Raw genomic sequence first — 13,523 nt, 5'->3', positions numbered from 1 at the left:
TCTTCCCCCTTGCATTGGACCCTGCAGGGTCCTGACAGACTTGGTTGTTATATTCAGATTCAACGAGTTGAAGCGGTACCAGGCAGTTCTCATCGCCTAGAATGACGACCAGTCGTCGTCAGGCAACGCCGAGGACCTGGACGTCCGATTCGGTTGCTGATCAGGCTTGCCGATGAGCTGAGGCATCCAGCGTGCGAGCTCGGCGTCATCGTCGTGCCGATGATTCCGTGTCGCATGGTCGGTGCTAAAAGCAGGTGCCGATTCGCTTGCCTGGCTGCCAAGACGGAAGGTCGCAACGGCCGTTCGCAGCTGCTCGGCCTCTCGCTCCAGCTCGCTGGCGGCATTGGCTGCCTGCTCGACCAGCACCGCGTTCTGCTGCGTCACCTGATCCATCTGAGTCACTGCCTGGTTAACCTGACCGATGCCATTACTCTGCTCTTGGGAGGCAGCAGCAATTTCATCCATGATGTCGCTGACGCGCTGAACGGCGGATACGATCGCTTCCATGGTCTGGCCCGCGCGATCCACGAGCGCCGTCCCTTCTGTTACGCGGGCCACCGAGGCTTCGATCAGGCTGCGAATCTCCTTTGACGCCCCGCTACTGCGGCCGGCTAAGTTGCGCACTTCCTCAGCAACGACGGCAAAGCCGCGGCCATGCTCGCCAGCCCGCGCCGCCTCGACCGATGCATTGAGAGCCAGGATATTGGTCTGAAAGGCGATCGAGTCGATCACCTTGATGATCTCGCTGACCTGATGTGAGCTGTCATTGATGCCGCGCATGGTGCCCACCACCTCGCTTACCACCTCACCGCCGCGGCGCGCGGTCTGGGAAGCCTCAACAGCCAACTGACTGGCCTGGCGAGCATTATCGGCATTCTGGCTAACCGTAGAGGTCAACTCTTCCATGCTCGAGGCCGTTTCCTGCAGAGAAGCGGCCTGCTGCTCGGTCCGAGATGACAGGTCGGTGTTGCCCAGCGAAATTTCCTGCGAATGGCGGTGTATGGTCTGGCCACCTTGGCGAACTTTGCCGACGGTAAGCCCAATACTTTGCTGCATGTGATCCATCGCCGCGAAAAGACGACCAATCTCGTTATTTCCTCGCTGCTCGACGGCCCCCGATAAATCCCCCTTGGCCATGCGCTCGAAATGCCCGACCGCCCGTTCCAGCGGACGGATAACGTTCACCGTTACACCCCACAGCACCAAGGCAATGGTGATGAACGTCACGCCTAATACGAGAAAGATGCCGCCCTCGACCAATGGGGCTTTATCGGCCTCCGATCCCAGGTCACTAACGGCATAGAATCCAAGCGCACTGAGCACGAGAATCAGGCTGGAGAACATCACCAACACCAGCCCCCAGCTCATCCGCACCGTCATATTGTCAATTAACTTCATGAACCCCTCTTCCCTTCAATGGCGTCATACCGCTCTCACGCCGTCCTTAATTGAGCATCGCCACCGCCCCCGTAGGCCGGCAGCCACAACCCTCGCCGTGTCGTCAGGGCGAAATGATGGGGCGGTTGTTGTAGTTATTATCTTGCTAATATTATTTTTCTAACAATTCGCTCATGAATAAACTCGTCACATGTCGAACGTACTATCTAAACTAAAGGGATTATCGGCCGGAGGCGGGCAGGTCTTTAGGCAGGAAGCGCAAGGCGCGAAAAAAAATGCAACAAAACAGCATCGCCCGACAGTGGCCGGGCGATGAAAGTGACAATATCAGGCAACATCAGGCGTCGATGGTATCCACCAGCGCCATTTCCTCACTGGTCAACAGCTTGTCGATATCGACCAATACCAGCATGCGATCTTCGAGGCTGCCAAGACCGCTCAAATAATCGGAAGACAAGGAAACCCCAAACTCCGGAGCCGGCTTGATCTGCTCAGGCGTCAGCGTCATCACGTCGGAGACCCCATCCACAACGATACCGACGATCCGCTCGCCTACATTGACAACGATCACCACCGTCTGGCCGCCGTACTCGACATTTTCCAGGTGGAACTTGATGCGCAGATCAACGATCGGAACGATCACACCGCGCAGGTTGGTCACCCCTTTGATGAAGTCCGGCGCATTGGCAATGCGCGTGACATTCTCATAGCCGCGAATCTCCTGCACCTTGAGAATATCGATGGCATATTCTTCATCACCCAGTGAAAACACCAGGAACTCACGGCTATGTGCCTCTGTAGCAGCAGCACTGGCGGCATTCAGGTCTGTCATTATACTTCTACCTCCTTGGCAGGCGTGGTCTGGCGACGGGCGCTCTGCGCCTCTCTCTTGGTACGGCTCAGGCGATGCAGGTCAGTGACATCTAGGATCAAGGCCACGCTGCCATCGCCGAGTATGGTGGCCGCGGACACGCCGGGCACCTTGCGATAATTGGTTTCCAGGTTCTTGACCACCACTTGCTGCTGGCCGATCAAGTCATCCACCAGCAACGCATAACGGCGACCTTCGCCCTGCACGATCACGGCAATGCAATCGGTCGGCTCGGTCTCGGCTTCGGACACGTCTAGGGCCTGATGAACGGCGACAACCGGTAGGTACTCATCTCGCACCTTCATCACCACGTCATCACCGGCCATGGCATAAATGTCTTCCTTGCGCGGCTGAAGTGACTCCAGCACCGTACCGAGGGGAAGAATAAACATCTCCTTCCCGACTTTGATGGACATGCCATCAAGGATTGCCAGGGTGAGCGGCAACACGATGCGGGTTGTGGTGCCCTGCCCCTGACGAGACTGAATCTCGACATGACCACCCATAGCCTGGATGTTGCGCTTGACCACATCCATGCCGACACCGCGCCCCGAGACATCACTGACCTGATCAGCGGTAGAAAAACCGGGCGCGAAGATCAGCTGCCAGACATCGTCATCACTCATGTTCTCAGCGGTGGGAACGCCGTTGGCCTCAGCCTTGGCCAGCAACTTCTCTCGATTCAGGCCAGCGCCATCGTCTTTAACCTCAATCAGGATATTACCGCCCTGATGTTGTGCAGAGAGAGTCAGACGTCCGGTACGAGACTTGCCTGCCGCCTCGCGCTTATCCGGAGACTCGATGCCGTGATCAAGGCTATTACGGACCAGGTGCGTTAGCGGGTCGATAATGCGCTCGGTGAGGCTCTTGTCGAGCTCAGTGGACTCACCCTCAGTGACCAGCTCCACATTCTTGTCGAGCTTGGCGGCGAGGTCTCGCACCAGCCGCGGGAAGCGACTGAAGACATAGTCCATCGGCACCATACGGATCGACATGACGGCCTCTTGCAGGTCACGCGCATTGCGCTGCAGAAGACTCATGCCATTGACCAATGAACCAGCCTGAGTCGCATCCATTTCACTGACGGTCTGATCCAGCATCGACTGGGTAATGATCAGCTCACCGACCAGGTTGATGATCTGATCGACCTTGTTGACCGGCACGCGAATCGAAGACTCACCCCCACTCGCGGCCTTGGCTTTGGCCTTGGCTTTATCCTGCGCTTTGGCGGCAGGCTTACCGGACTCCGCCTTGGCCGGTTGCTCAGGCGTCTTTTCCGGTGGTTTTGCTGTCACCTCACCTTGTTGCTGACCACCTTTTTCAGACTCTTCCTCTGACTTAGCCGAGCCTGACGTAGGCTCGGCTTCTGAAACGCCGGCCGCTGGGTCGCCAGCCGCTGGGTCGCCAGCCGCCGGGGCGCCGGCCGCAACTATTTCGAGCTGCTCGGGCTCGACGATGAAGCACATCACCATTTCGATATCATCGACGCTGGTCGAGGTCTCCAGCAGCACCTCGTAGCGACTGCTGTCACCGCGACGCTCGATGATTTCACCAAAGTTGGCCAGCTCCTCGACCAGCAGCTCCCGATCCTTGTCGGCGATACCCAGCAACGCGATATTCAGCCGACCCTCTGCACTGCCATCGCTTGCGCCAGACGACTCGCTCTCAGGCTGGGGATTCCGCTCAGGCTCAGCTTTGGCTGCTGGTGCAGCTCCCGGCGCATCATGACCGACCTTCTTGCCCATTTCATCAAGAGCAAGTTGTTTTAAGGTCTGACAGATGCGCTCGAAGGCTTCAGGATCGGGTTCATCACCCTGTCGATAGGCATCAAGTTGATCGTGCAGCATATCCTTGGCTTCCAAAAAGGTGTCGACGATATCTCTGCGTAGCACCAGCTCGCCGTGACGCGTGTGATCGAGCAGGTTCTCGAGCAGATGCGTAGTGTGCTGCAAGACATCGAAGCCGAAAGTGCCGGCACCGCCCTTTATTGAATGCGCCGCTCGAAAGATCGCATTAAGCTGTTCTGAATCAGGTTCATCGACATCCAGCTCAAGCAGATGCCTCTCCATATCACCGAGCAGCTCTTCGGCTTCTTCAAAGAATGTTTCGTAAAATTCACTGATATCCATGTTCGTCCCCGAACTGATCATATAACCGGCCGACAGGGGTCATTGAGCACCTACCGTCTGGCGCACGCCCTCTAGGAATTCTTGAGTCGGCGAGGAGTTGCCCTGCCCATTCATTGCGGGCGGCAGCCCTACCCTTTCCCCTCGCGCCCCCTGATTTCGGATGTGATCGGCCACTTGCTGATACAACACCACTAAAGCAATACGACGATTAATGGCATCACCAGGCTCGCTATCCGGAATCGGCACCTGATCTCCCATGCCTGCGACTCTCAGCAGCCGGTCAGGCTCAAGCCCGCCCGCTACCAACTCTCGGCGAGAGGCATTGGCCCGGTCGCTAGAAAGCTCCCAATTGCTGTAACCCTGCAGCCCACCCAAATACGGCACATTATCGGTATGACCACTGATACTGATCGGGTTTGGCACTTCATTGAGGAGAGGCGCCAGTGTCCGAAGCAGGCGGCGCATGTAGGGGGCAACCTGGTCGCTCCCCAGTTCGAACATCGGCCGCTTGTCCGTATCAACCAGCTGGATACGCAGGCCTTCTCGCGTCATGTCAAAGCGAAGCTGGTTGCGCAATTCACGCAATACGGGGTCTGCCTGAATGGCGTTTTCCACGCTGCGGCGCAGATCCTTGAAGCGCTGCTGCATCTCGCTTGGCCGATGGTCAATGCGCCGATCAATACGCTCACGCTCTCCTTCGGTGGTGGTCGGGTCAGGGCCGCCACCGGGAATGACATTGCGAGTGTTGGCCTGCTTCTCACCACCAGCGATAGCCGTCAGCAGTGGCGTACTAAAGTACTCGGCCACACCTTGTCGCTGCTCTCGACTCGCTGACGAGAGAATCCACAGGACCAGAAAAAGCGCCATAAGGGCCGTCATGAAATCGGCCAGGGCAATTTTCCAGCTACCACCATGGTGACCATGAACGACTTTCTTGCGTCGGATGATAATGGGGGGGCCCTGCGAGCTCATGCGCCTCCCGTTCCAGCAGAGGCCTTAGCTGATCGCACATGCTCTTCAAGCTCGGCAAAACCAGGCCGCTCCTCGCTATGCAGTGCCTTGCGACCGAACTCAACTGCCAACTGGGGCGCATAGCCATTGAGGCTAGCCAGCAGGGTCACGCGAATGCACTGCAGCATCTTGACGCCTTCCTGAACCTGGCGGTCAATGCGGCTCGACAATGGGTTGAAGAAACCATAGCCGAGCAAGATGCCGAGAAAGGTTCCCACCAAGGCATGGGCAATCATCACGCCCATCTGCTCCGCTCCTGCATCCGCGGAACTCAATGCTTTTACCACCCCCATGACCGCCGCCACGATACCGAATGCAGGAAGGCCATCACCAACCTTGGCCAAGGCATCCGCGGGGATGTGCGCCTCGTGTTCGAAGGCTTCGATCTCATGCAGCATCAGTTCATCTAACTGATGGGGATCCATGCCACCACTGACCATTAGACGCAAATAGTCGGTGATAAAATTCATGATCATAGGATCATTGACGACCCGCGGATGCTCAGTGAAAAGCGGGCTATCCTCAGGCGCGTCAATATCTCGCTCGATGCCCAGCATGCCTTCGCGACGGACCTTGCTCAGCAGCTTGTACAACACTGCCATGACTTCCATATAGGTCTGCTTGTCATACTTGGCAGTACGCTTGAGCTTGGAAAAGCTCTTGATCGTCGCCTTCATTGCCTTGCCGTTGTTGGCAGCAATGAAAGCGCCCAAGGCACCACCGAAAATCATCAGAAATTCGGTGGGCTGGTAGAGAGGGCCGAGCTCGCCACCGGCGAGGGCAAAACCGCCGAAGACCGACAACGTTACGATAATGAACCCGAGAGGTATAAACACAAGCTACGTCCTTCACTGCGGCGAATGGCGTCTTATACACCTATCGGCAATGTGTCGAAGGCCTTGAGGCCCAGAAGGGAAAAAACGTCAGTCAGCAACGAAAAAACCCTGGCGATCGGGCCAGGGCATCAGCAGGGAAGCTATTTCTCACACCGCCGTTTTACTCATGACATACGCGATGCTGCGGCACGACGCTCAGGCGAGCCTAGACTGGCAGTGCGCACATCCTCGTTTGCCTTGGCAATACGCTTGCGTGTCTTGCCGGCCCTGGAGGGCGGCTGACAGATCCCACAAACAAACTCCTGAGTTGGCGTATGTGCATGAGCCACGAACTGACCACGGCACGATGTGCAGGTGGCCAATTCAAGCAACTCACTTTCGAAGAATCGCACCAGCGTCCAGGCTCGCGTCAGACCCAGAACCGGCTCGGCGCCGTCCAGCTCAACCTGCTCAAGGTAAAGCCGAAAGGCCTTGACAAAGGCCTCCATGCGATCGCAATCACAGTCGACGGAAAGGCGATGATAATAATTATAAAACAGAGAGGAGTGGATATTAGGTAGCCAAGTAATAAACCAGTCAGTAGAAAATGGCAGCATCCCCTTGGGAGGCGACATGCCGCGCACTTCCTTGTATAGCCTGATCAACCGACCACGACTGAGTTCAGTTTCAGTTTCGAGAACCTGTAATCGAGCACCGAGCTCGATCAGCTCAACGGCCATCTGGATTTGCTGCATCTCCAGCACCAGGCTCTTTTCGCTCATGCCAGGCCTCCAGTCGACTGGCTTGTCGAGGTGGATGCAACCTGTGACAGCAGCATTGACGCATGCGTGTGGATAAGGCCATGTTCGCGCCTCTGCCGGACCAGAGCCTGCAACTGAGCAGCATCCCCCAGGCTTAATTGGCAAAGCAATTGGTTGGTGCGTGAGAGCTGACCAAGCTGGCGCGCCGAGAGTGAGGCAAGAAGATCAGCCATCTCTCCATCGACCTTGAGCCTAAACATGGCCATGGCCCGGTCTTCGGCCAACAGACGCTGAGCCAATAGCAAATACGACAGATTCAAGTCTTGGATTTCATCCAAGAGCTGCTGATTAACCATTCCTGACCCCTGCGAAGGCATGCAATTATTAAATGATCATGACAATGTCTGACTAGGTGCATCAGCTTTTTTAGGGAGTGCCTGATCTTTCTTTTGGCCATTGTTAGTTTTTTAGCATTACATTTTCAACCGTACGCCAGCGAACCTTCGCCAGCGGGTTACAAAGGCGTAACCGGAGAAAAGCAGGGGTGTAAGGCCGTAAATTGCACAAAGGGGACCATATACGTGGCGGGAAAATGCTTATGCCAGACTGACGAAACTTTCATTAAGATACATTTTTTTTCTTTTCATTACGCGGAAAGAGATTAGCTTGCTCATTATCTCTGTAAGGGGGGGAAGAGCGTGGGGGAAAAGGATATGAGAAGCAGAGCCATCGACAAGGTGACGTTCTCCGCCCCTCGGTCAGTCAGCCTGGGGCACCAAATCACGAACCCAGACCAGTAATTCAGCAATCACCTGATATAGCTCAGACGGGATCTTTTCATCAAGGTCGAGCTGCATGAGCATGTTTACTAATGCAGGCGCATCATGGACAAAAATATCGTTTTCCCGTGCCGCCTCAATGATGCGACCCGCCATATCACCGTAGCCCTTGGCAACCACATGCGGCGCCCGGTCGCCTTGGTGATACGCCAGGGCCACAGCCTGGCGCCGCTCGCCCCGAGAGTTAGCACTCATACAGAGCCTCCTTTTCCTTGCCGCTCAATCAAATGCAAACCGACGGCCTCAAAACCGCAGGCCTGCAAACGTGAACGCAAGTCAGCCTCACCCGTATGCAGCCTGGCCAGAACCTCCTGATTCTCGGCAGACAGCGTAATATCCAGCTGCTTGGGAGCAAAACGCAACATCACATCCAGGCTCCCAAGGCCCGCCACCCGCAGCGACATTTGCGTCTGCCAGGCACCCTGGTCGGCTTCTTCGTCAGGTTCATCAGATGCCGACTGCTCGCCGCCGCGCTGCCCTCCCTGAGGCATCTGTACGATGAGCGCCATGAACACACCCGACCAAACATCCCCCTCCCACCGCAACACAGGCGACGGGGTCGCAAGCATTTCCAATTGATGTCGCACCACATTCTGCTGTGCGTCATCCAGGCCATCAACACTCGCCGAGGCATGATGTGAACGCTCCGCACCAGCGGGCGGCAGTGGCATTTCTGTGCGTTCAGCGCCGCCCCCTTGTTGGTAGGCTTGCAGCGCCGGACCTCCCCCAGCAGGATTAGGACTAACGCCTGACGTCTGCGCCATTGCAGAAGCATTAGAACCAAGAGCGGCCCCGGCGCCTGAACTGGCTGCTGGACTGACTGACCCACCCGGCGAGGCAGACGTTGCCCCCCCCGCTGCACTGCGAGCACTCATCTCTGGGTTGCCCACTGGCACGGAGCCCACAATGATGCTAGCCCAGGCTGAGCCTGACATGGGCGTGGGCGTGGGCGATGGCAATGACATAGGCGACGGCGCAGTAGTGATCGGCGTCAGTTGTTGAAAGAGGTTGGCGCTATTAGCGCGATTCATCTGGGGCTCGAGCGCCAGCTGCTGTCGCGGAAGCTCACCGCGGTACCACTTTGACAAATGCGATTCGTAGAAAAGCCCACTTGTCTCAATGCTCTGCTGGAGCCGAGAGGCTACTTGAGTGGATGGTGCAGTACTCGCCTCGGTAGGCAGCAAGGGGCCTTGAACGCGCAGCGTGGAGGGTGGAGCCGGGAAACGGTCGAGCACGCTCGCGATGGTTTGCGCCGACGGGCTGAAGTGCGTTTGGGTAGAGGGCTGAGCCCCAGGCCGGGATACATCTGAGGGCAAAACTCCCTGACCAACGGAACGGCCGACCAACGGGGTGGAAACCGTTCCCTGACGCGGATCCAGCCGTGAGTCACTGCGCAGTGCTTGAACGGCATCACTTGGGCTCGAAGGCTGAACCGGAGCATTGAGTTCTCGCGGCACGGGTACATCGACCCGCTTCCCCAACACCTGATGGAGCAGGGTATCGATCAAAGGCGTGATACCGCTCAAGCATCACCCTTCTTGAACCGCGAAGAACCACCAAGCACCTGAGACCCGGCGGCGCCCCCATACGCGCTATCAACCGAACGCTTGCGCTGGCTGGCATTCAGCAGGGCGCCAAGCTCGTCGCGCCGCTTGTTAAGTCGACGGCGAATTTCCAGGTCGCCTTCAAGAATGCGCTCAAGCAACATCGCCTTTCGCTCGCTTTGGACGGCATTCAAGGCTTGACCGGCCTCGATTCTGGACAGTCGCTCGACCTCGATCACATAGCTCGCTTCTTCCTCGAGCAGGCGGCTCCAATCTTCTTCGCAGGCAAAGGCTAGCATTCGGCTTGAGCGCTCCAACAGCGCCTCATAACCGGAAATAATATCTGCATGGGCACCATTGCCTTCTTCGAACCGCCGCTCAGTCATGTCACACCCCGTCAGACCGGCCACCGATCTCACGCCAGGCAGAACCGATATTCTCGAGAAGAGCCGAGGCCTCATCAAGACGTTCGGGATCATTGCGCAGATTAGCTTCCATTAGCAGCCGGGACACGTAGTCATAAAGTGACCACAGCCGCTCGGCAATTTCCCCGCCTTTTTCAGCATCTAGCGCGGCCTGCAGGCCGTTGTTGACGATATCTAATGCCTTGGAAATAGCGAGGCCTTTCTCCGCCACATTGCCATCCTGCATATAAATGCGCGCCTTCCGAATCGATGCCTGCGCACCGTCGAACAGCATGGTAATGAGCTGATGCGGTGTGGCCGACATCACGCCGCTTTCGACGCCGACGCGAGCATAAGCCTTGGCTCCCTTGCTGTAAGCGGCAGCTCCTCTCATGGCACTCATGATCATTTCCTCATATTCAGCATCATTGGTGGCTGACACTTCTGGTGCTGCTCAGGCGGCTAGTTTTTACCCAGCTGAGCGTTCATATTGTCAAACTGCTGGGTCAAGTAGCTGCTCGTCGAGTTCATGTTGGCGATCATGCTGTCCAGTTGGGCGAACTGAGTACGGTAGCGAGCGATCGTGTCGTTAATATTTTCCTCAGTGCGCGTGTAGCGCTCACCCAGGCGCTCGATGCTGTCTTTAAGGCCTTGGGTCGAGTTTGCAACCAGGCCTCCTTCTTCAAGCATACGCCCCAGCACGGCATCGACCTGACCGGCCATGCCGCCCGCCTCATCGGCACCGGTAAAAAACTCACCGAGGGCGGCAAGGTCATTGTCAACTGCATCGCCAAGCGCCTTTTCATCGAGCTCAAGCGAGCCATCAACCTGCAGGCTGATGCCGACGTCCGAGAGCACCTTGAAAGTGCCGTCCCCGGCACTGCCGCCCAGGGCATTGCGGAGTTGAGATTCGACGCTGCGGAGCGTGCCATCTCCCAGCAATTCACCCGCATCACCGGTTTCTGCATTGAAACTGGTCAGATCAGCTATCTTCGACTGCAACTTGTTGTAGCTGTCGACAAAGCCCTTTACGGCGGATTCCACGGCGCCGTTATCTCGCTCGACCGCAAGGGTTGCGGTACCGGTTTCCGCAAGCGACAACGTCACGCCCTGTACCGCGCCTTCGACGGTATTGGACTGACTGGAGATAGAGATACCATTGACGCTGAGGGCAGCATCTTCAGCCGCGACCGATTGCGTCATGCTGCCGCCTGAGCCACCGGCACTGTCATAGTCCATCAGACCTCCGAGCTCACTGCCGGGATCGCTGTAAGACACATCCATTTCCGACTCGGTGCCCGTGGCCTCGGAAGTCAACACCAGTCGGTAGGGATTGGCAGCATCACCATCATTGACGATTGAGGCCTGTATACCGGCGCCAGACGCATTAATGCTGTCGCGCACATCCTCGAGCGAGCTATCGGCAGCGATGGCGATATCCGTGCCTGCACCGCCCCCGACGCTCAGCGTCAGAGTGCCGGCGGCGGAATTCAACGCCCGGGTGCTATCATCAACGCCATTAGCCGCCAGGCTTTGAGCCCTGGCAAGCTTCGTAACATTGATATCGTATCGACCCGGCGCAGCATCGGTGCCCCCTGCTGCCGTCACGGCACTGCCGGTCACCTCGCTGGTCACGCCCTGAAAGAACTCGGCGTCATTCAGCTTGGCGGAGGCATCCTGAAAATTAGATAGCGCACTCTCAAGCTGCCCATAGGCAGAAATCTGCGACTGGTAGCTCTTCTGTTGCTGCGTGATAGGCGCGAGCTTTTCGCGCTCAGCGCTCTTGAGCTGATCCAGCAGCCCGTTTAGATCGAGCCCCGAGCCGATGCCCAGTGATGAAATAGTCGCCATGCCGGTGCCTCCTGTTGCAAGCCATTCTGCCAAGTAGAGCGCCACCGCGAGGGGCCGAATAGCTTCTTAAATTGCCGTTATTTCACCTATCGGCGACTAGCAGGAGAACTTGAGGAACACATCACGCAATCCATCCTCGAGCATCCTGCCCTCAAGCACCCCGCCTTCAGGAATCACTTGCCGGCACGGCCAACCTTTCGGTCGGCTTACCAAGTTGCGCCAGGGCCCTCCCCTCCAGCATTGCCCCCAGCGTCTTCGGCTCAGGAGCAGCTAGACCCTCAGTCATCCAAACGCGGGAAGGCTGTCCTCGCTCATCTACCCGCAATACCCTGGCCAACTCACCACCGGCGTAGCGAACCAGGGTACCGATAGGAACGACGCCAAAATGACGGATATAGCGCCGGACCCAGCGCTGGTCGAACTGCTGAGGCTGTTCCAGCAGATGCTTGTAGATAGCATCGATCGGCCAGGCGGCGCGGTCCGGGCGGTCGCGCCCCATCGCATCGATGACGTCCACCACTGCCATTAGCCGGGCAAGCTCGTGCAGTTGTTCACCTTGCAACCCACGCGGATATCCAGTGCCATCCAGACGCTCGTTGGCACCGCCAACCACCGCCTGAATGACAGCACGAGACAACCAGTGACATTCCGCGAGACTACTCATGACGCTTTCCACATGAACTTGGAGTTCACGGTACTGGGCCTGATCCAGCGAAGTTGCCTGGCGTAGGCCATCAGGCAATAGCGCCTTGCCCAAGTCGTGCACCATGGCACAGGCCAACAAGGCCTTGCGCAGATCCCGGGGCATGGAGTGCTGACCGGCGATATCCGCCAGACGAACGGCAACGGCCAACCCATGCTGAACCAACACCGATTCACGCTGCATGCAGACAAGCGCAAAAAGCACCGCTTCACGGTCCTCATCAAGCAATGCCAACAGACGATCAGCATGACGCGACAACTGAATGGAATCCAAGCGGCGCCCCTGCTTTAGCGCAAAGAGCTGGTTATCTAGGTAGGCGGCAAGGCGTGACAGCCTTCGCGCCATTGGCGTGGCAAATTCATTGTGATTGGATGCCGCGCAAACTGGCTTCTGCTCGCTTGCCTGAAACAAGGGAGAACGTTCTTTTGCGGGGCTCCCTTCACTGGCACTTTCCCTGGCACGCCGGGCCGCTTCACGCTCGATCTCACGCACGAAGAACCACAACTGCCTCTCTTGCTCAGGGCTGCATCCCATGAACTCAAAGCCCGCAAACATGACTTGTCGATCATGGTCAGAGTGATCGTGGCGCAAGGCCCCATTGACCTCCAACTGACTGCCATTGGGAAAGATCAGCTTGAGTCGGATTGTGGATGATGCAGACGCCAGCACCGACCCCGTTCCCAGCGGCAGAACGACCAACGCTCCTTCAAGCGAAAGGTTCTTTAGCGCCCCCTGCAAAGGCTCGCGGTCTTGTGCATGACCCAGCAGCACAGTGGCGTCCATGCTCATGTTCAACTCAGCGCGGAAATTGTCACGACGCTGCAACACCTCCAACTGCTCAGGATAAGGCACCTCACATAACAGCCGGCCTTCGAATTCATACGCCTGCGAGGTATTCAGCACCGGTGTACGCACCAGCTTGGATCGCGCTTGCCCCAGCAGCCGGAAACCAAGCCCACGCTTCAGGTCCCCCGCCACCTCGCGAATGGCGCTGACATCCAATACCAGCGATTCATCCACACGAACATCCATCAACAAGACGGGCAGCGGCTCGCTCCCTGGCTTATCAAGCATCAGTGAAGCACCGCCTGGCTCGCTCAAGACATCAAGCAAACCTTGTATATCCCGCCCATTGCTGACCGGCTCGTAATCACTGCTTGTTTCTGCCATCCCACCCTCATCTCTTCGATTGCACTG

Annotated in this window: 13 protein-coding genes; all 13 read right to left on the bottom strand. The window is 57.3% G+C overall.

Going from position 1 to position 13,523, the window contains the following annotated elements:
* Positions 1-96: 96 nt before the first annotated feature.
* Positions 97-1,398, bottom strand: coding sequence for a methyl-accepting chemotaxis protein (locus tag Q2K57_RS12220; RefSeq protein WP_304525235.1), 1,302 nt, complete (start codon positions 1,396-1,398; stop codon positions 97-99).
* Positions 1,399-1,735: 337 nt separating this feature from the next.
* A complete protein-coding gene (gene cheW, locus Q2K57_RS12215; protein ID WP_112053426.1) occupies positions 1,736-2,230 on the bottom strand; it encodes a chemotaxis protein CheW in 495 nt (164 codons plus the stop codon).
* Positions 2,230-4,398, bottom strand: a complete 2,169-nt coding sequence (gene cheA, locus Q2K57_RS12210) for a chemotaxis protein CheA (protein ID WP_304525234.1) — start codon at positions 4,396-4,398, stop codon at positions 2,230-2,232. The genes cheW and cheA overlap by 1 nt, the downstream gene beginning before the upstream one ends.
* Positions 4,399-4,437: 39 nt before the next feature.
* Positions 4,438-5,370, bottom strand: coding sequence for a flagellar motor protein MotB (gene motB / locus Q2K57_RS12205; RefSeq protein ID WP_304525233.1), 933 nt, complete (start codon positions 5,368-5,370; stop codon positions 4,438-4,440).
* Positions 5,367-6,245 carry a flagellar motor stator protein MotA gene (gene motA / locus Q2K57_RS12200; protein WP_304525232.1) on the bottom strand — a complete coding sequence of 293 codons (879 nt, stop codon included), beginning with the start codon at positions 6,243-6,245 and terminating at the stop codon, positions 5,367-5,369. Before motA ends, motB begins: the two co-directional genes overlap by 4 nt.
* Before the next feature lie 164 nt (positions 6,246-6,409).
* On the bottom strand, positions 6,410-7,006 hold the full coding sequence (flhC, locus tag Q2K57_RS12195) for a flagellar transcriptional regulator FlhC (protein WP_304525231.1): 597 nt from the start codon (positions 7,004-7,006) through the stop codon (positions 6,410-6,412).
* Positions 7,003-7,341: a flagellar transcriptional regulator FlhD gene (gene flhD, locus Q2K57_RS12190; protein ID WP_304525230.1), complete on the bottom strand. Its 339-nt coding sequence runs from the start codon at positions 7,339-7,341 to the stop codon at positions 7,003-7,005. Before flhD ends, flhC begins: the two co-directional genes overlap by 4 nt.
* A 402-nt stretch (positions 7,342-7,743) precedes the next feature.
* Entirely contained in the window at positions 7,744-8,019 is a 276-nt protein-coding gene (locus Q2K57_RS12185) for an EscU/YscU/HrcU family type III secretion system export apparatus switch protein (protein ID WP_304525229.1), read from the bottom strand.
* Complete coding sequence (locus Q2K57_RS12180; RefSeq protein WP_304525228.1) at positions 8,016-8,333, bottom strand: flagellar hook-length control protein FliK; 318 nt, start codon at positions 8,331-8,333, stop codon at positions 8,016-8,018. The genes Q2K57_RS12185 and Q2K57_RS12180 overlap by 4 nt, the downstream gene beginning before the upstream one ends.
* A 1,013-nt stretch (positions 8,334-9,346) precedes the next feature.
* Positions 9,347-9,754 carry a flagellar protein FliT gene (gene fliT / locus Q2K57_RS12175; RefSeq protein WP_304525227.1) on the bottom strand — a complete coding sequence of 136 codons (408 nt, stop codon included), beginning with the start codon at positions 9,752-9,754 and terminating at the stop codon, positions 9,347-9,349.
* Position 9,755: 1 nt separating this feature from the next.
* Positions 9,756-10,175 carry a flagellar export chaperone FliS gene (fliS, locus tag Q2K57_RS12170; protein WP_304525226.1) on the bottom strand — a complete coding sequence of 140 codons (420 nt, stop codon included), beginning with the start codon at positions 10,173-10,175 and terminating at the stop codon, positions 9,756-9,758.
* 59 nt (positions 10,176-10,234) lie between these two features.
* A complete protein-coding gene (gene fliD, locus Q2K57_RS12165) occupies positions 10,235-11,623 on the bottom strand; it encodes a flagellar filament capping protein FliD (RefSeq protein ID WP_304525225.1) in 1,389 nt (462 codons plus the stop codon).
* Positions 11,624-11,789: 166 nt separating this feature from the next.
* Positions 11,790-13,496, bottom strand: coding sequence for an HD domain-containing phosphohydrolase (locus Q2K57_RS12160; RefSeq protein ID WP_304525224.1), 1,707 nt, complete (start codon positions 13,494-13,496; stop codon positions 11,790-11,792).
* Positions 13,497-13,523: the final 27 nt, after the last annotated feature.

The organism is Halomonas sp. I5-271120, assembly GCF_030553075.1.
Lineage (GTDB): Bacteria > Pseudomonadota > Gammaproteobacteria > Pseudomonadales > Halomonadaceae > Onishia > Onishia taeanensis_A.
Note: the sequence above shows the minus strand (reverse complement) of the source record. Positions and strands in the feature narration are given on the sequence as shown.

Coding starts and splice junctions, on each gene's coding strand:
- Q2K57_RS12220 (WP_304525235.1), bottom strand. CDS start 1,398: ATGAAGTTAATTGACAATATGACGGTGCGGATGAGCTGGGGGCTGGTG.
- cheW (WP_112053426.1), bottom strand. CDS start 2,230: ATGACAGACCTGAATGCCGCCAGTGCTGCTGCTACAGAGGCACATAGC.
- cheA (WP_304525234.1), bottom strand. CDS start 4,398: ATGGATATCAGTGAATTTTACGAAACATTCTTTGAAGAAGCCGAAGAG.
- motB (WP_304525233.1), bottom strand. CDS start 5,370: ATGAGCTCGCAGGGCCCCCCCATTATCATCCGACGCAAGAAAGTCGTT.
- flhC (WP_304525231.1), bottom strand. CDS start 7,006: ATGAGCGAAAAGAGCCTGGTGCTGGAGATGCAGCAAATCCAGATGGCC.
- flhD (WP_304525230.1), bottom strand. CDS start 7,341: ATGGTTAATCAGCAGCTCTTGGATGAAATCCAAGACTTGAATCTGTCG.
- Q2K57_RS12185 (WP_304525229.1), bottom strand. CDS start 8,019: ATGAGTGCTAACTCTCGGGGCGAGCGGCGCCAGGCTGTGGCCCTGGCG.
- Q2K57_RS12180 (WP_304525228.1), bottom strand. CDS start 8,333: ATGGCGCTCATCGTACAGATGCCTCAGGGAGGGCAGCGCGGCGGCGAG.
- fliT (WP_304525227.1), bottom strand. CDS start 9,754: ATGACTGAGCGGCGGTTCGAAGAAGGCAATGGTGCCCATGCAGATATT.
- fliS (WP_304525226.1), bottom strand. CDS start 10,175: ATGAGTGCCATGAGAGGAGCTGCCGCTTACAGCAAGGGAGCCAAGGCT.
- fliD (WP_304525225.1), bottom strand. CDS start 11,623: ATGGCGACTATTTCATCACTGGGCATCGGCTCGGGGCTCGATCTAAAC.
- Q2K57_RS12160 (WP_304525224.1), bottom strand. CDS start 13,496: ATGGCAGAAACAAGCAGTGATTACGAGCCGGTCAGCAATGGGCGGGAT.